This is a genomic window from Flavobacterium sp. S87F.05.LMB.W.Kidney.N, assembly GCF_004366435.1.
Taxonomy (GTDB): domain Bacteria; phylum Bacteroidota; class Bacteroidia; order Flavobacteriales; family Flavobacteriaceae; genus Flavobacterium.
Genome location: NZ_SODX01000001.1, coordinates 1,106,344 through 1,124,470, shown reverse-complemented (window position 1 = coordinate 1,124,470; position 18,127 = coordinate 1,106,344). Strand labels below are relative to the sequence as shown.

Here is an 18,127-nt window from a genome sequence, read left to right as displayed (position 1 = left end):
ATTATAAATTACTTTCTTTTGTTAGAGCTTCCAGTTACTTGAGTTCCCATGTAATCTTGTACAGTTCTAAATCCGATATAACTTCTAGCTGAATCAGCATATTCGTGGTCACGAGTACTAACTTGTAAGAAGTAAGCAACATCTTTCCAAGAACCTCCACGAACCACTTTTCTTTGATTTTTACCATCAATTACGTTTGGATTCATTGTTGAAACATATTCGTAAGCATTTGGATTATAAGCAGAATCAGTCCATTCTGAAACGTTTCCTGCCATGTTATATAATCCGTAACCATTTACGTCGTATGATTTCGCTTCAACAGTATATAAAGCTTCATCAGCAGCATAATCTCCTCTGCTTGGCTTAAAGTTTGCTAAGAAACAACCTCTATCGCTTTTAGTGTAAGGACCTCCCCAAGGATAAGTAGCAGATTCTAGACCACCTCTTGCAGCATACTCCCATTCTGCTTCAGTTGGTAATCTGAAAGCATTAACTAAGTCACGCCCTTTTTTCTTAGATTTGATATAACTATTTTTATTTAAAGTTCTCCAAGCACAAAATGCTTTTGCTTGTTTCCAAGTCACACCTACTACAGGATATTCTCCATAAGCTTTGTGCCAGAAATAATCATTATGCATTGGCTCATTATATGAGTAAGCAAAATCTTTAATCCAAACTGCAGTATCAGGATAAACATTTACCTGTTCTGTTTTTACGAAATCACTTCTTTTTCCAACTTTAGCTTTTGCAGCAGCTTGAATATCCATCCAAGAATAACGGAATTTCAATTTATTTACATCAATTGTTCTTAAACCATTGTATGATTCTTCAATTGGTAAATACATAGAGTCCATTACTTCAGCATAATACTCATCTGGATACGCTTTTGTATCTTTAATTAGTTTAACTTTTCTGTTTAATTTTCTTCCAGCATATGGATCATCTTTTGTACCAACACTATAATAGTTATCGTACATATATTTATCATAAGCTGTCATTTTTTCTGGATCAGAATCGTTGAAAGCATAGTCAGAAATACTTCCGCCTTTTTTTCCTTTTCCGTCAGTAGCTTTCTGTCCTGTCTCATCAGCCAAGATTGCTAAACGAACTCTCATTGTAGAATCTTTTACCCACTCTACGAATTGACGGTACTCACTATTTGTAATCTCAGTTTCATCCATATAAAATGAACGAACAGTTACAGTTTTAGTTGGAGCATCTTCTACGTTAGCTAAATCAGCATCTGATTTACCCATAATAAAAGATCCACCCGGAACTAATGTCATTCCATAAGGCTTCTCGGGATGCCATTTCCCTCCTGTAACACCAACTAATTCACCTTTGTCACCTGACTTACCACAGCCGATTACTAGTGTTAACATTGCTGCAAATGCAATAAACTTCTTCATATAAATTTGGGATTATCTATTCATTATTAAAAGTCCGTAAACGTATTTATTATTTATCTAAAAAACAATACTACTTGCGAAATTTATTTTACCGTTCAAAAATAATGTTAAATAAAATAAAAAAAAAATATTTTATCGATAAACTGTGTCAAAAAATCGATGTAAAACGTTAATTTTTATGGTTTATAACAATATTCTTACTAATTTATTTTAACTTTTTTTAATTAATTTTAAAAATTTAAGATTCCGCTTAAATTTTCTCGCTACAAAGCGTTTTTTCGCTGTGCTTTCCACCATCTTTCTGGCAATTCTTGATTGCAAGCTGACAAATATTCGTCATAAGAACAGGGTAATAACGTATTTCTTTTTAATTTATTGCTGCCATTTGATTCAAAAGGAATTTCTATCCACCAGCGATCTGTTTTATCACTTTTATAGAAAATCAATTCTTCATCTTCAAGAGGCACGATATATTTTAAATAGTTAGCTCGGCTTCCAAATGGATATTCTTTTGAGCGATAATGATAACCTTCAATAAAATACCATACAATTTGAGAAATTATTACCGATTCTGCCATTGTACTATTGTGATTAAAGATTCCAAAAGAGGAAACTTTATCACTAATTCCAGCGTATCTTGACAAAGCACAAATTTCTTTCCCATTAAATCCGTTCGGCTCAAAAGTAACAGTATTTCCTGAAGCAGAAGACTTTACAGAATTCAAATCGATACTAACTAGATCTGCATCTCTAAAAACCGGCTCTGCCAAAGTTATTTTATTTGAAATTTCTCCCAGACGATATGCATCAAAAAATAACTTTTCGATCAAATCAATCTCTTCTTGAGAATTATAATAGGTCTGATATCCTATATTACAATAATTAAAAAGATTATTTGGTTCATCAATAATAATTTTTGTCAGATACGAATTAGCTGATACTGATTCGTTTTCCTTTCCAAAATCAAACCTATTATCAACTGCAACTAAGTTAACCATCTGCTCTAAATCGTCATAAGCACGGTACAAAGCATAAGTCAAATCTTGAGAACCTCCCAGGACTATAGGAATGACTTTATTCTTAATTAATGCAGCTGTAACTTTCTTTACTGCAAAATAAGTATCCTCTACTGAATCTCCGGCAAGTATATCTCCTAAATCGGCAATCGATGCATCCCAGTTGCCTGGAAACATTCCATATAGCTTTTTACGTACCGCCGAAAGATTAACTTCATTGACCATATTAATGTTGGTACGATCTTCTAAAACACCAACTATGGCTATATTAATTTTTTCAATATCAGGAAACTGATCTTGGGTGTGAAAGACAACTTTACTCCCAAGCTCTTGTGAAGACAGTGCGCTGACGAATTTTACAATCGCATCATTAACTGGTTCTAGAAAATCAAATTCCATCTATATTTATTTCTTTTTAGCAGCTGTTTTTTTAGCTGGTGCTTTTTTAGCAGTTGTTGTTTTCTTAGCAGTTGTTGTTTTCTTAGCAGCCGTTTTCTTTGCAGGTGTTTTAGCCGCAATCATTTCTTGAACCTGAGCTAATGTTAATTGCGATGCATCAACATCTTTGCTCAACTCAATTTTGATTTTCCCTTTTAGAATTACAGAACGTCCCCAACGGGCTTTTTCGACTACAATTCCTTCATCTTCCCAATTATGAATAACTTTATCGATGTTTTTCTGAAGTTTTTCTTCAATAAGTTCTTCAACATCTGATTGTGATAAATTATCAAAATTGTATTTCTTATTCACATTAATAAAAAGACCATTCCATTTGATGAATGGACCAAAACGCCCCACTCCTTTTTGAACTGCTTCTCCTTTATAAACTGCAATCGGCGCATCTGCAAGTGCTTTTTCGTCGATTAACTCTTTTGCTCTTTCTTTAGAAACACTTAACGGATCTTCTCCTCTTGGCAACGAAATAAAAACGCTTCCGTGACGAACGTAAGGTCCATAACGACCGTTGCTTACTTCTACTTCTTCTCCTTTATATTCACCTAAACTCTTTGGAAGCAAAAATAAATTTAGAGCTTCTTCAAGTGTAATATTTCCAATATTTTGATCTGCCATTAAGCTGGCAAACTTTTTATCCTCATCATCTGCTTCTCCAATTTGAGCCATTGGTCCAAATTTTCCTAAACGAACAGATACTTGTCTTCCGTCCGCATCTTTTCCTAGAATTCTCTCTCCGCTTTCACGTTCGGCATTTGCTTCAACTTCTTTCACATTTGGATGAAATTGGTTGTAAAATTCCTGCATCATTTTAGCCCAGTCGATATTTCCTTCAGCAATTTCGTCAAAATCCTGTTCTACTTTTGCCGTGAAATTATAATCTAGAATGTTTCCGAAATTTTTCACTAAGAAATCAGTAACAATAGTTCCGATATCAGTTGGAACTAATTTTCCTTTATCTGAACCTGTGTTTTCTTTCAGCAGTTTTTCACCTACCTTACTATTTTGTAATGTAAGTTGTGTATAATTACGCTCCTGACCTTCAAGTGTTCCTTTTTCAACATAATTTCTATTGATAATTGTTGAAATTGTAGGCGCATAAGTAGAAGGACGGCCAATTCCAAGTTCCTCTAGTTTTTTTACCAAAGAAGCCTCAGTGTAACGTGCCGGCGGTCTTGAATATCGTTCTGTAGCTGTAATATAGTTATTTACTAACTTTTCATTTACTTTTAATGCAGGAAGCATTCCTTCTTGTTCTTCTTCGTCATCATCATGACCCTCAAGATATACTTTTAAGAAACCTTCAAAAAGCAAAACTTCTCCAGAAGCTGTAAAAATTTCGCTGTGATTATCAGCTTCAATTTTCACATTTGTTCTTTCTAACTGTGCATCGCTCATCTGAGAAGCCAAAGTTCTTTTCCAGATCAAATCGTATAAACGAGCCTGATCGCGATCGATATTTACTGTATGACGAGACATATCAGTCGGACGAATTGCTTCGTGGGCTTCTTGAGCTCCTTTGTTTTTATTAGCAAAAACACGAGGTTTTGAATATTCTTTTCCGTACGATTTTATGATTTCAGCTTCTGCGGCATCCATTGCTTCTTTAGAAAGATTTACCGAGTCCGTTCTCATATAAGTAATAAGTCCGGCTTCGTACAAACGCTGCGCTAACTGCATCGTGATTCCAACTGGCAAATACAATTTTCTTGCTGCCTCCTGTTGAAGCGTAGAAGTTGTAAAAGGAGATGTTGGAGATTTTTTGGTAGGTTTAGTTTCTAAATCGGCTACCTTATATTTAGAACCGATGTTTTGATTTAAGAAATCTTCGGCTTCTTTTTTTGTATTGAAGTTTTTTGGCAGTTTTGCCTTGAAAACTTTTCCTGCTTCATTTACAAACTCTGCAACTATAGAATAAGATGCAACTGCAGTAAAGTTTTGAATTTCGCGTTCTCTTTCTACAATCAAACGAACAGAAACAGATTGTACACGACCAGCAGAAAGTCCGCCTTTAATTTTTCTCCACAAAACCGGAGATAATTCATAACCTACTAAACGGTCTAATACTCTTCTCGCCTGCTGCGCATTTACTAAGTTATAATCAATTTCTCTTGGATTATCGATTGCTTTTAGAATCGCAGATTTTGTAATCTCGTGAAATACAATTCTTTTGGTTTTTTTAGTATCTAATTTCAGTTCTTCCGCCAAGTGCCAAGAAATAGCCTCTCCCTCGCGGTCCTCATCGCTTGCTAACCAAACCATTTCGGCATTTTTAGATAGTGTCTTAAGTTTACTTACCAAAGCTTTTTTATCGGGAGAAACTTCATATTTTGGTTTAAAACCATTCTCTACATCTACTCCTATTTCTTTGGATGGTAAGTCTGCTATGTGACCATAACTTGACTCCACCTGAAAATCGCTCCCAAGAAATTTCTCGATCGTTTTCGCCTTTGCAGGTGACTCCACTATTACTAAATTCTTTGCCATTGCTCTATTTTTCTGCAACAAAAGTATCTATTTTTTTTAAATATTAACCTTGCTAATGAATTTTTGAAGTATTTTGATATTATGAAACTTAAAATTGCAGATTTATCTGTAATAATCTCGATAATATATATAGGTATAACTTTTAATCGATTATGACCTATTAAATGTGCTTTTAAATTTTAGTCCCGAAGCCTCGGGATAGATTTTAGATTTTAGATTTTAGATTTTAGATTTTAGATTTTAGATTTTAGATTTTAGATTTTAGATTTTAGATTTTAGATTTTAGATTTTAGATTTTACTTAAAAAAAAGCTAAAGCTTTTTTCTGGGATTCTTTCAATCTGCAATCTATCCCGAGGCTTCGGAACTAAAATCTAAAATTTCTCCTCTGCCATCTTGTCATATGATCGTATTTACGCTATCTTTGCACTTTGAAATTTTACAATGGAAAAGATTATTGAAGAAAGCAAGCAGGGCGAAAGTCTTGTTTTAGAAAATAAACCTGAGAATACTAAAAAACTTTTTATAGAAAGTTACGGCTGTGCGATGAATTTTTCGGACAGTGAAGTCGTAGCTTCCATTTTGTCTGACGGAGGGTATAACACAACTTCTGTTTTAGAAGAAGCTGATTTGGTTTTGGTTAACACCTGTTCTATTCGAGATAAGGCTGAGCAGACTATTCGTAAGCGTTTAGAGAAATATAATGCTGTAAAACGTACGAATCCGAAAATGAAAGTAGGCGTTTTGGGCTGTATGGCTGAGCGCTTAAAAAGTCAGTTTCTGGAAGAAGAAAAAATAGTTGATCTTGTTGTTGGCCCTGATGCTTATAAAGATCTTCCAAATTTATTGGCTGAAGTTGAAGAAGGACGTGACGCCATTAATGTAATTTTATCAAAAGAAGAAACTTACGGGGATATTTCGCCTGTTCGTTTAATGAGTAACGGAATCACAGCTTTGGTTTCGATCACTCGCGGATGCGATAATATGTGTACCTTCTGTGTTGTACCTTTTACGCGCGGTCGTGAACGCAGCCGTGAGCCGCAAAGTATTATGGCTGAAATTCAGGATTTATGGAATAAAGGATTTAAAGAAATTACACTTTTAGGTCAAAATGTGGACAGTTATTTGTGGTACGGCGGCGGTTTGAAAAAAGATTTTGTAAATGCTTCTGAAATGCAAAAAGCTACTGCAGTCGATTTTGACCAATTATTAGAAATGGTTGCGGTTGGTTTTCCTAAAATGCGTATTAGATTTTCGACTTCTAATCCGCAGGATATGCACGAAAGTATTTTACACGTTATTGCGAAATATCCAAATATCTGTAAACATATTCACTTACCGGTTCAATCTGGAAGTAACAGAATTCTGAAAGAAATGAATCGTCTGCATACGCGTGAAGAATATATGGCTTTGATTGACAAAATTAGAGCGATTGTTCCAGATGCCTCAATTTCGCAGGATATGATTGCCGGTTTTCCAACTGAAACAGAAGAAGATCACCAAGATACCATGAGTTTAATGGAATATGTAAAATATAATTTCGGTTATATGTATTCATATTCTGAACGCCCAGGAACTTTGGCCGGAAGAAAAATGAAAGATGATGTTGAAGAAGAAACAAAAGCCAGAAGGTTACAGGAAATTGTTGATTTACAACAAAAACACGCTTGGTTTAGAAGTGAAGAATTTGTGGGCAAAACAGTTGAAGTTTTAGTAGAAAAAGTTTCTAAGAAATCTAAAGATGAATTCTCTGGAAGAAATTCTCAAAGCATAACAGTGGTTTTCCCAAAAGAGAATTATAAAATTGGAGATTTCGTAAACGTAAAAATCACAAGCTGTACTTCAGGAACTTTAAAAGGCGAAGCGGTTGGTTTGAGTGAAATGAATTAAAATTGTTTCAGGTTTCAAGTTTCAGGTTATTTCTGTAACTTCAAACTTGGAACAAAATTATAAGCCAAGTTAAAAAAGACAAGAATGGATAAACAAATAATTTTAAAACCTAGCTTCAATGTTAGTAGTTCAATGAAAGGAACTTATTATATATTATATAAACCATTACATATCTTTATTTTCTTCTTTTTATTAGTTGCGTCAATTTTTAGCTTAAGTGATTATTTTTTTAACATACTAGACAATAAGGACGAAACTAAACATGATTTTCCATTTTTTGCTTTAATTATTATTTTGATTCCTTTTTTAATCTATTTATTAACTTATAAAGCTGTAAAAAAAGAAATAAACCACAATCCTCGTATAAAAGAAGACATAAAGTATATTTTTAATATTGAATATTTTCAAGAAAAAGGAGAAACATTTGAAGTAAAACATTTTTGGAAAAACATCATAAAAATTGTTGAGAAAAAAGATATGTTTTTATTCTATTTAAACAAAAACAGAGCAATTCTTTTACAAAAAACAGATTTAAAAGGTGACCAATACGATGAATTAAAACAACTTTTTAATTCAATCAACATAAAAAAGAGTTTAAAAAGTTAAGTTTCAGAAGACAAACCTGAAACCTAAAACAAATAAAAACTTGAAACAAAAAATACATGGAAACAGTTCAAGCAATAAAACAACGATTTGAGATTATTGGTAATGATCCAAAATTAAATCGCGCCATCGAAAAAGCCATTCAGGTTGCTCCTACTGATATTTCGGTAATGGTGACTGGGGAAAGTGGTGTTGGTAAAGAAAATATTCCAAGAATTATTCATTCGCTTTCACATAGAAAGCATGGAAAATATATTGCGGTAAACTGTGGAGCTATTCCAGAAGGAACAATTGACAGTGAACTTTTCGGACACGAAAAAGGAGCTTTTACAGGCGCTACAAGTACGCGTGAAGGTTATTTTGAAGTAGCCGACGGCGGAACTATATTTCTAGATGAAGTTGGCGAATTACCACTGACAACACAGGTAAGACTGCTGCGTGTTTTAGAAAATGGTGAATTCATAAAAGTGGGTTCATCTCAGGTTCAAAAAACAAATGTTCGTATTGTTGCAGCAACAAATGTGAATTTATTCAATGCTATTGAAAAGGGTAAATTCCGTGAAGATTTATACTATCGTTTGAGTACTGTCGAAATTACTTTACCTCCTTTGCGTGAAAGAAACGACGATATTCATTTGTTATTCAGAAAATTTGTGGCCGATTTTGCTCACAAATATAAAATGCCGCCTTTAAAATTAGACGATGATGCTGTTCAGTTATTACAAAAATTCAGATGGAGCGGTAACATTCGTCAGCTTCGAAATGTCGCTGAACAGATTTCTGTTTTAGAAACTAATCGTGACATTACACTGGCAACTTTAAAATCGTATCTGCCCGCAGAAGGAAGCAATTTACCTTCTGTTATTAATGACAGTAAAAAAGAAAGCGACTTTAGTACCGAGCGAGACATTTTATACAAAGTCCTTTTTGATATGAAAAGCGATTTAAACGACTTGAAAAAACTGACTTTAGAATTAATGAAAAATGGTACTTCTAAAGTACAAGACATTAATCCGAATTTAATTCAGAAAATATACGGGAACCAGCAAAACGACAGCGAAATTGATTTTGAAGAAGAACCAAGAACAGCTGTTATGACTACTCCTGCAGTTAGAGAAGAAAATTATCAGATTCCAGATGATAACTATTTGTTTGCCGAGACGATTGAAGAAGAAGAGATTTTGCGTTTGGAACAAAAGGAAATCGAAATGATCAAAAAATCATTAGAAAAAAACAAAGGGAAACGTAAAGCAGCGGCAGATGAATTAGGAATTTCTGAAAGGACATTGTACCGCAAAATCAAACAATTTGATCTTTAATTTCTGCAAAGAAGTTAAGACTTGAAATTGTTTAAACGAAATGAATATCTTTGACCGAGCGTCAGCTGGATGGCGAAGAAATACTTACAGATTAAAATGAAACACTTAAAATATCTTTTACTATTATTAGTTGCATCAACTTTTAGCAGTTGTACTGTAAAATACAACTTTACTGGAACGGGAAAAATTGATGCCAAAACCTTTCAGGTAAATTTCTTTCAAAATAATGCAGACTTGGTTGAACCTGGAATCGACAGGACTTTCACATTGGCCCTACAAGATTTGATTATGAATCAGACCAACTTAAACTTAGTAAGTAATGGCGGAGATTTGAAGTACGAAGGAGAAATTACAGATTACCGAATAACTCCTATGACAGCAACTGCAGATCAGCAGGCTGCACAAAACCGTTTATCGATTCGTGTACAAGTAAGATTTTCTAATAAAAAGAAAGAGACAGATGATTTTGAGAAATCTTTTGAATTCTATTATGATTTCCCAGGAAGAGATCTTCCAACTGGATCTGTTTTAAATGAAGCAATCAGAGTTATTTTTGAAAGAATTACGCAGGATATCTTTAATGAGTCATTAGCTAAATGGTAATTCTTTATTTGTTGAAATCATTTAATTGATTTTAAAACCAATAAACAGTTAAACTAAAAAACGATTAAACAAACAAAAAATGAACGTTACTGATTATACCTACTTAATGAACAAACCGGAAGCTATTACAGAAAAGCAGGCGGACGCATTAGGAAGTGTTTTGAATGAATTTCCGTATTTTCAAAGTGCCCGTGCATTGCGATTAAAAGGACTTTACAATCAAAACAGCTTTAAGTATAATTATGCATTAAAGGTTACGGCCGCTCATACTTCCGATCGTTCTGTTTTGTTTGATTTTATTACTTCTGAAGCTTTTACTTCTATTCAAAATGATTTCTACGAACAAAAACTTAGAGACCTTCTTGAAATTACTGTTTTTGACAGTGAGATAATTTCGCCAGAGCAAATTCAGAAAGCACTTGAGGTAAAAACAGACACTCTTGAACAATCTATTTTGAGTTCTATTAAAGAATCAGAAACACCTTCAATTGATCAATTTGTAAAAGTTGAAGAACCTTTAAAAATAGAGGAACCAATAAAATCTGAAGAAACCAAAAATATTCCAGAAATAGATCCGTCAATTTTTACGGCAATCAAAGAAGCTCAAACAGTAACTTTTGAAAAGCCAATAGAAATTGAAACACCAAAAGCTCTTCCAGAAATAGATCCTTCTATTTTTATTGCGATCAAAGAGTCGCAGTCAATTACTTATGAAAAACCAGTAATTGAAGACGAAAATAAGATTGATACAATTGAAGATTCAACTTTAGATATTACAAAAGAAACTAAAACTCCGCCTATAACAGAACCAACAAATATTGAAGTTCCTAAATTTGATCGTGTTGAAGATTCTATTTTAAGTTCAATAAGAGGAGCTGAAACTGCTTCTACACCTGAATCTGTAAAAGTTGAAGAGCCTAAAATTGATCCCGCAATTGAGCGTTCGATTTTAAATTCAATTAAAGAAGCTGAAGCTACAACTTCTCAAGAACCGAAAACTGAAGAAGCAAAAATTGATATTATTGAAGAGCCAGTTTTAAATTCAGCTGAAGAAGAGGAAGATGATAGTGTCATCGAAGAAATGATAATTCCTGAATTTAAAATTAATCCCGTTGAACGATCAATTCTTTCTTCAATTAAGGAAGCTGAAACTGTAATTCCTGATGAAACTAACGAAGAAATTCTGAAAGAAACTAAAGAGGAAATCACCGAACAAGTTCAAGAAGAAATTCCAGCAGCGACTGAAGAAGAAGTTCAAGAAGAGAGAACCGAAGCTGTAATAAATGCAGAAGAACATTTAGAAATTGGAAAACCTTTAGATTTTTCGCTTAACGAAAAACACTCTTTTCAAGAATGGCTTCAACTATCTAGAACAGAACCAATTGATCGTTCAGACGAAGTTTCGGCAGATGAAGAAATTAAAAACACAACTGTTGAAACCAAAAAAGAAGAGCCGTCAATTAATGAAGAGAGACTAAAAAAAGCTGAAATTATCGATAAATTTATCGAAACCAATCCGAAAATCTCTCCAATTAAACCTGGAAACAGCGCGCCGGTGGTACAAATTGAAAGCAATACCGAGGATACTTCGTATTTGATGACTGAGACTCTGGCTAGAGTTTATCTGGAACAAAAGAAATATACAAAAGCAATTCAAGCTTATGAAATATTAATTTTGAAATATCCAGAAAAAATTACTTTCTTTGCAGACCGCATATCGGATATAAAGATTTTACAACAAAATAACAATAACAATAATTAAGTAATGAGCACATTTTCAATTTTTTTAGTTTTAATCACAATAGTTTGTTTTCTATTGATCGTAGTTATTATGGTACAAAACCCTAAAGGAGGCGGATTGTCTTCTACTATCAGCGGAACGCAGATGTTAGGAGGAGTACAAAAAACAACTGACTTTTTAGATAAAAGTACTTGGACTTTAGCGACCGTTCTAATTGTGTTAATTTTACTTTCTAGCTTAAGTTTCTCTGGATCTTTAAGCGATACTGATTCTAAAATCATTGATAAAACTGAAGCTCCTGTAAATACACCAGCTGCACCAGCGCAAGGAACTACTCCTGCTCCAGCAGCACCAGCAGCTAAATAATTTCAGCTCGATATAAAATCTAATGCCAGCCTGTCAAAGCTGGCATTTTTTTTAAGAAATAATGTCAGTTTTAGCACCATGGCACAATTTCTGAAAGTTTATTGAACATTAAAAAATGTATAACTAATAATAATATAAAAATCATGGCTTTAAACATTAAACCGCTTTCAGACCGCGTACTTATTGAGCCTGTTGCAGCCGAAACGAAAACTGCCTCAGGTATTTTTATTCCAGATACTGCCAAAGAGAAACCACAAAAAGGAACTGTGGTTGCAGTAGGAAACGGATCTAAAGATCATACAATGACCGTAAAAGTTGGTGATACTGTTCTTTATGGCAAATATGCTGGAACTGAATTAAAATTAGAAGGAACTGATTATTTGATTATGCGTGAAGATGATATTCTGGCGATAATTTAATTGCTGTAAGCTTTAAGCCGTAAGCTATAGGCTTCAACAAAAGCTTAAAGCCTATTGCATAAAGCATAAAGCCAAAAAAGAATGAGAGATTTTAAGAAATATGATATTTGGCAGCTAAGTCATTCTTTAACTTTAGAAATCTATAAAATTACTTCTCTTTTTCCAAAAGAAGAATTATACGGATTAACAAGTCAGATCAGAAGGGCTTCTTCATCAATTCCAACTAATATTAGTGAAGGATGCGGAAGAAATAGCGACAAAGAATTCAATCAATTTCTCAACATCGCTTTAGGCTCTGCCAATGAAACAGAATATCTTGTGATTTTAGCTAAAGATTTGCAATATCTTAATAATGAAATTGCTCAAGATCAAATAGAAAAAATCAATAGCATTAAAAGCAAAATTTACAAATTAAAACAAATATTAGTTAAGCAGTAGGCTTTAAGCCGTAAGCTATAAGCTTCTAAACAAAGCGTAAAGCCTACTACCTAAAGCTTAAGGCAAATAAAAAACAAATACTAATCAGCAGTAGAGAAAAGCCTAAAGCTTAAAGCCTACTGCCTAAAGCAAATAAAAAAAATGGCAAAAGATATAAAATTTGATATTGAAGCACGTGACGGATTAAAACGTGGTGTTGATGCATTAGCAAATGCTGTAAAAGTAACGCTTGGACCAAAAGGTCGTAACGTAATTATTGGAAAATCATTTGGTGGACCAACAGTTACTAAAGATGGTGTTTCGGTTGCAAAAGAAATCGAATTAAAAGACCCATTAGAAAACATGGGCGCTCAAATGGTTAAAGAAGTGGCTTCTAAAACCAATGATTTAGCAGGAGACGGAACTACAACTGCTACAGTTTTAGCTCAGGCTATCGTAAAAGAAGGTCTTAAAAACGTTGCTGCAGGTGCAAATCCAATGGATTTAAAACGTGGTATCGACAAAGCTGTTGAAACTATTGTTGCCGACTTAGCAAAACAAGCTAAAGTTGTTGGAAGCGATTCTGATAAAATCAAACAAATTGCTTCTATCTCTGCGAATAATGACGAAGTTATTGGTGAGTTAATCGCTACTGCTTTTGCAAAAGTTGGAAAAGAAGGTGTAATTACTGTTGAAGAAGCTAAAGGAACTGATACTTTCGTTGACGTTGTTGAAGGAATGCAGTTTGACAGAGGATACCTTTCTCCTTACTTCGTAACAAACCCAGAGAAAATGGAAGTTGAATTAGACTCTCCATACATCTTATTATACGACAAAAAAGTATCTTCTTTAAAAGAATTACTTCCAGTTTTAGAGCCAGTTGCTCAATCAGGAAAACCATTATTAATTATTGCTGAAGATGTTGACGGAGAAGCTCTTTCTACATTAGTGGTAAACAAATTAAGAGGTGCTCTTAAAATTGCTGCTGTAAAAGCGCCAGGTTTCGGAGACAGAAGAAAAGCAATGCTGGAAGATATCGCAATCTTAACTGGTGGAACTGTAATTTCTGAAGAAAGAGGTTATACTCTTGAAAATACAACTATCGAAATGTTAGGAAACGCAAAAAGAGTTTCTATCGATAAAGACAATACTACTATCGTAAGCGGTGCTGGTGAAGCTGATATTATCAAAAATAGAGTAAACCAAATTAAAGGTCAGATGGAAACTACAACATCTGATTATGATAAAGAAAAATTGCAAGAGCGTTTGGCTAAATTAGCTGGTGGTGTTGCTGTTCTTTACGTTGGTGCTGCTTCTGAAGTAGAAATGAAAGAGAAAAAAGACAGAGTTGATGATGCCTTACACGCAACTCGTGCTGCTGTAGAAGAAGGAATTGTTGCTGGTGGAGGTGTTGCTTTATTAAGAGCAAAACTCGCTTTAGCTGACTTAAAAGCTGATAACGCTGATGAGGCTACAGGAATCCAAATTGTTTCTCGTGCTGTTGAAGCTCCATTAAGAACTATCGTTGAAAACGCTGGTCTTGAAGGTTCTGTTGTTGTGGCTAAAGTTTCTGAAGGTTCAGGCGACTTTGGATACAATGCAAAAACTGACGAATATGTAGATATGCTCACTGCTGGAATTATCGATCCTAAAAAAGTAACTCGTGTAGCTCTTGAAAACGCTGCATCTGTTTCTGGAATGATTCTTACTACAGAATGTGCATTAATTGATATTAAAGAAGAAAATGCCGGAGGCGGAATGCCAATGGGAGGCGGAATGCCAGGAATGATGTAATCGTTCTTTTCTTAAAACTTAAAACGCCGGATATTAATCTGGCGTTTTTTTTTGTTTTTATTTGCCACGATTACACGAATTTTCACGAATAATTTTTTCTAAATCTTGCCAATTTTTTTAGCCACAGATTAAAGGATTAAAAAAGATTATAATCTGTGAAAATCATTTTAATCTGTGGCAACTTTCTTCTAAACAAAGCATTTTGAAAATTCGTGGCAAACATTTCCGTTAGTTTAACATTCTCTTTTTCTTTAAAAAATCTGTTATTTCTACCTTTGCAGTTCTATTTAAAATTGCAAAATGAGAAAATTTACAACTCACCTTTTATCTTTCACATTCTTATTTCTTACTACTCTTTCACATTCCCAAACCAATAAAGATGCTTATGTTGTTTTAGTTTCTATGGATGGTTTTCGCTGGGATTATGGTAAGCAATTCAATCTTCCGAATCTTAAACAAATTTCAAAAGAAGGCGTTCATGCAAAATCTATGAAACCTTCTTATCCAACAAAAACTTTCCCTAATCATTATACTATAGTGACAGGACTTTATCCAGATCATCACGGAATTATTAATAATGTTTTTTATGATGCCTCTTTAAACGAATCATTTTCTTTATCAAGCAATGCAAAAAATGATTCCCGATTTTATGGCGGCAATCCGATTTGGAATTTGGCTGAACAGCAAGGCGTAAAAACGGCTTCTTTTTTCTGGCCGGGCTCTGATATAGATAATAGAAATCCGAGTTATTTTAAAAATTACAATGGTAAAATTCCGTATGAAGCTAGAATTGATACGGTTATGAAATGGCTGCAACTACCAGAAAAACAAAGACCACATCTTGTAACTTTGTATTTTGACGAGCCTGACCACAGCGGACATAATTTTGGCCCAAATTCGCCTGAAACCAAAAAAGCAGTTATTAAAATGGACTCTATTATGGGGGAATTATCGCGAAAATTGGATCAACTGCCAATTGGAAAACAAATCAATTTAATTATTGTTTCAGACCACGGAATGGCCAATATCAGCAATGATAAAAAAGTGGCTGTTTTGGATTATTTAAAACCAGAATGGCTTGGCTACAAAGATGTTATTAACCCAATTATGAGTTTACAGGCAAAAGCTGGATTTCAGGATTCGATTTATAATGCTTTAAAGAAAGTTCCACATATTAAATTCTGGAAATCAACCGAAGTTCCAAAGAGACTTCATTACGGCACTAATGCGCGTGTACATGATTTCGTTATTGAAGCCGAAAAAGGATATAGCTTAGTCAGTAAAGAAAGTACGCATATAAAAGGCGGAACGCATGGTTATGATAACAATGAAAAAGATATGCATGCTATTTTTTATGCAAAAGGTCCTGCTTTTAAAATAGATAAAACAGTCAAAACTTTCCCGAATGTTTCTGTTTACCCGCTAATTGCCCATATTCTAGGTTTACAAATTGGAGAGATTGATGGAAAACTGAGTGATGTAAAATCGATGCTTCGTTAATTAGATAATGTGGCAATTAGAAAATTTGATAATTAGAAAATGAATTAAATGTCACCCTGAGCGAAGTCGAAAGGCATTCCAATTGGCACGCGGGCTTCTCCCGAAGTTTCGGGACGCTCAGCCTGACAGTTTATAAACACAACAAACCCGACAGGTTTTAAAAACCTGTCGGGTTTGTTATATTCAGAGAAGACTCACGTAAGCGTCAACAGTAAAATCATTTTCTAATTATCCAAATTGACAAATTATCTAATTAAAAATTAGTCCCAACTGAAACCTCTTTCCATTTACCCAATTCATCTTGGACACTTGCAATTTTCTGATTTGCCATATTAAAAGCATCTTCTCCTAAGAATAAATGCAACGGCGGATTTTCATCTTGGCTCACTTTAATTAATGCATCGGCTAATTTTTCTGGATCTCCTGGCTGATTTTCGTTGATGCTCTCTTTGTGAGCATTTTCAGATTGTCTAACTTCTTTGTAAGCCGCAATCGGATTTTCTGGCAATAACAGAGAACTATCTTTTAAGAAATCTGTTCTAAAATAACCTGGATAAACGATTGTTGCATGAACTCCGAACTCTTTTACCTCAGCAGATAACGATTCTGTTAAACCTGCAACGGCAAATTTTGTAGAACAGTAAATTCCCCAGCCTGGAAAATTCCCAACATAACCTCCAACAGAAGAAATATTAAAAATATGTCCTGATTTGTTAGCACGAAGAATCGGCATTGTATTTCTAATTACATTCAATAATCCGAAAACATTTACCTCGAAATTTTTTCTAGATTCAGCATCTGTTAATTCTTCCAAAGCTCCTAATAAACCATAACCCGCATTATTCACTAAAACATCGATTGTTTTAAAATGACTTATAGTTTTTTCAATAGCATTTTTAACGCTTTTTTCATCAACCAAATCCATTTCTAAAGGAAGAAAGTTTTCAGATGTATTTCCTAATACTTTCATCAAAGCCTCTTCACTTCTAGAAGTTGCAGCAACTTTAAAACCTTCTGCTAATAATTTTTTAGCTAATTCTAATCCAAGTCCTTTTGAAGCACCTGTGATAAACCAAACTTTGTTATTTTCCATGATTTTAATTTTTTACGTTTTAATTACAGGACAAAGTTATGAGCGAAGTGCTTCTCAAACATTAAAAGAATCAAACCAGAAATTGCAAAAATCAAACAATTTCTACTTGACGATAGTTTTTTGGTGAAACCTGAACATTTTTTTTGAAGAAATTAATAAAATGAGATGATTCTTCGAATCCCAAACACCATGCAATTTCGCTAATATTCCAGTTGGTTTGTTTCAATAAAATCATTGCTTCCTGAACAATTCTTTCTGAAATAATCTGAGAAGTTGTTTTTCCAGTTGTTTCTTTTAAAGATTTATTCAAATGATTAATATGCACATTTAACTGATTCGCAAATTCAGATGGCGAACGGAAATTAATTTGCTGCGTAATAGATTCAATTGGAAACTGACGCTCTAATAATTCTAAAAACAAAGACGAAATTCGGATAGTGGCATTCGATTTACTATATAATGAAGTAGTTACAGTCTGTGTTTTGAGTGCTAAATGAATAATCTCAAAAACTAGATTTCGAAGAATATCATATTTAAAAGCATAATCAGAATTAATTTCGTCGAACATTCTTAAATAAATGGCTTTAAGAGATTCTGCTAATTCTGTTGAAATTGGAACCACGGGATTTCCGCCAGGCTGAAATAATGGATACTCTTTTAAATTGCCAAATTGACTAAAAAAAGCATCTGTAAAAATGCAGAAAAATCCGGTTTGATTCTCATCTATATGTTCCCAGCTGTATGGAATCTGCGGATTTGCAAAAAATAAAGCCTGATCTTCAATGACTGCTGTTTTATCTGCATAATGAACTTTGTTTTTACCAATAATCAAACTTATTTTATAAAAGTCCTTTCGGGTATAAGGCAAAGGATTACAAGTACTTCCAACATAATCATCCAATTTAAAAACATTAAAATGTCCGATTTCTTTTTTAAGACTCTCGGGCATTCCTTTTATTTTAATTGTATAAAAATCTTCTAGTGTTTCTGTCAGTTTCATTTTGTAAAGTTACAAAAA

At 33.8% G+C, this 18,127-nt stretch carries 15 protein-coding genes; 10 read left to right on the top strand and 5 right to left on the bottom strand.

Annotation, left to right across the window (positions count from 1 at the left end):
- Positions 1 to 8 precede the first annotated feature (8 nt).
- The 3 genes from gldK to topA all read right to left on the bottom strand — a co-directional run bounded on the left by gldK (position 9) and on the right by topA (position 5,365).
- Positions 9 to 1,409: a gliding motility lipoprotein GldK gene (gldK, locus tag EDB96_RS04955; protein WP_134139488.1), complete on the bottom strand. Its 1,401-nt coding sequence runs from the start codon at positions 1,407 to 1,409 to the stop codon at positions 9 to 11.
- A 263-nt stretch (positions 1,410 to 1,672) separates the two neighbouring features.
- Entirely contained in the window at positions 1,673 to 2,824 is a 1,152-nt protein-coding gene (locus EDB96_RS04950; RefSeq protein ID WP_134139487.1) for a formimidoylglutamase, read from the bottom strand.
- A 6-nt stretch (positions 2,825 to 2,830) separates the two neighbouring features.
- Complete coding sequence (gene topA / locus EDB96_RS04945) at positions 2,831 to 5,365, bottom strand: type I DNA topoisomerase (protein ID WP_134139485.1); 2,535 nt, start codon at positions 5,363 to 5,365, stop codon at positions 2,831 to 2,833.
- 443 nt (positions 5,366 to 5,808) lie between these two features.
- Here topA and miaB point away from each other — a divergent pair, with 443 nt between their 5' ends.
- From miaB to EDB96_RS04895, 10 genes are all read left to right on the top strand, one after another.
- On the top strand, positions 5,809 to 7,254 hold the full coding sequence (gene miaB / locus EDB96_RS04940) for a tRNA (N6-isopentenyl adenosine(37)-C2)-methylthiotransferase MiaB (protein WP_057117162.1): 1,446 nt from the start codon (positions 5,809 to 5,811) through the stop codon (positions 7,252 to 7,254).
- An 84-nt stretch (positions 7,255 to 7,338) separates the two neighbouring features.
- Entirely contained in the window at positions 7,339 to 7,860 is a 522-nt protein-coding gene (locus EDB96_RS04935; protein WP_134139484.1) for a YcxB family protein, read from the top strand.
- 56 nt (positions 7,861 to 7,916) lie between these two features.
- A complete protein-coding gene (locus tag EDB96_RS04930) occupies positions 7,917 to 9,176 on the top strand; it encodes a sigma-54 interaction domain-containing protein (RefSeq protein ID WP_134139483.1) in 1,260 nt (419 codons plus the stop codon).
- 96 nt (positions 9,177 to 9,272) lie between these two features.
- The gene (locus EDB96_RS04925; RefSeq protein WP_134139482.1) at positions 9,273 to 9,779 is read left to right on the top strand and encodes an LptE family protein; all 507 of its coding nucleotides are present in this window, start codon (positions 9,273 to 9,275) and stop codon (positions 9,777 to 9,779) included.
- 79 nt (positions 9,780 to 9,858) lie between these two features.
- Positions 9,859 to 11,541: a tetratricopeptide repeat protein gene (locus tag EDB96_RS04920; RefSeq protein WP_134139480.1), complete on the top strand. Its 1,683-nt coding sequence runs from the start codon at positions 9,859 to 9,861 to the stop codon at positions 11,539 to 11,541.
- Between the two features lie 3 nt (positions 11,542 to 11,544).
- A complete protein-coding gene (secG, locus tag EDB96_RS04915) occupies positions 11,545 to 11,886 on the top strand; it encodes a preprotein translocase subunit SecG (RefSeq protein WP_134139479.1) in 342 nt (113 codons plus the stop codon).
- Between the two features lie 143 nt (positions 11,887 to 12,029).
- Positions 12,030 to 12,305 carry a co-chaperone GroES gene (gene groES, locus EDB96_RS04910; protein WP_012023920.1) on the top strand — a complete coding sequence of 92 codons (276 nt, stop codon included), beginning with the start codon at positions 12,030 to 12,032 and terminating at the stop codon, positions 12,303 to 12,305.
- A gap of 81 nt (positions 12,306 to 12,386) precedes the next feature.
- The gene (locus EDB96_RS04905; protein ID WP_134139478.1) at positions 12,387 to 12,743 is read left to right on the top strand and encodes a four helix bundle protein; all 357 of its coding nucleotides are present in this window, start codon (positions 12,387 to 12,389) and stop codon (positions 12,741 to 12,743) included.
- Positions 12,744 to 12,884: 141 nt separating this feature from the next.
- Positions 12,885 to 14,516: a chaperonin GroEL gene (gene groL / locus EDB96_RS04900; protein WP_057117167.1), complete on the top strand. Its 1,632-nt coding sequence runs from the start codon at positions 12,885 to 12,887 to the stop codon at positions 14,514 to 14,516.
- A 300-nt stretch (positions 14,517 to 14,816) separates the two neighbouring features.
- Positions 14,817 to 16,016 carry an ectonucleotide pyrophosphatase/phosphodiesterase gene (locus EDB96_RS04895; RefSeq protein WP_057117168.1) on the top strand — a complete coding sequence of 400 codons (1,200 nt, stop codon included), beginning with the start codon at positions 14,817 to 14,819 and terminating at the stop codon, positions 16,014 to 16,016.
- 253 nt (positions 16,017 to 16,269) lie between these two features.
- On the opposite strand, the gene EDB96_RS04890 is transcribed toward EDB96_RS04895, so the two are convergent.
- The gene (locus EDB96_RS04890) at positions 16,270 to 17,109 is read right to left on the bottom strand and encodes an oxidoreductase (protein WP_057117169.1); all 840 of its coding nucleotides are present in this window, start codon (positions 17,107 to 17,109) and stop codon (positions 16,270 to 16,272) included.
- A 91-nt stretch (positions 17,110 to 17,200) separates the two neighbouring features.
- Positions 17,201 to 18,109 carry a helix-turn-helix domain-containing protein gene (locus EDB96_RS04885; RefSeq protein ID WP_134139476.1) on the bottom strand — a complete coding sequence of 303 codons (909 nt, stop codon included), beginning with the start codon at positions 18,107 to 18,109 and terminating at the stop codon, positions 17,201 to 17,203.
- Positions 18,110 to 18,127: the final 18 nt, after the last annotated feature.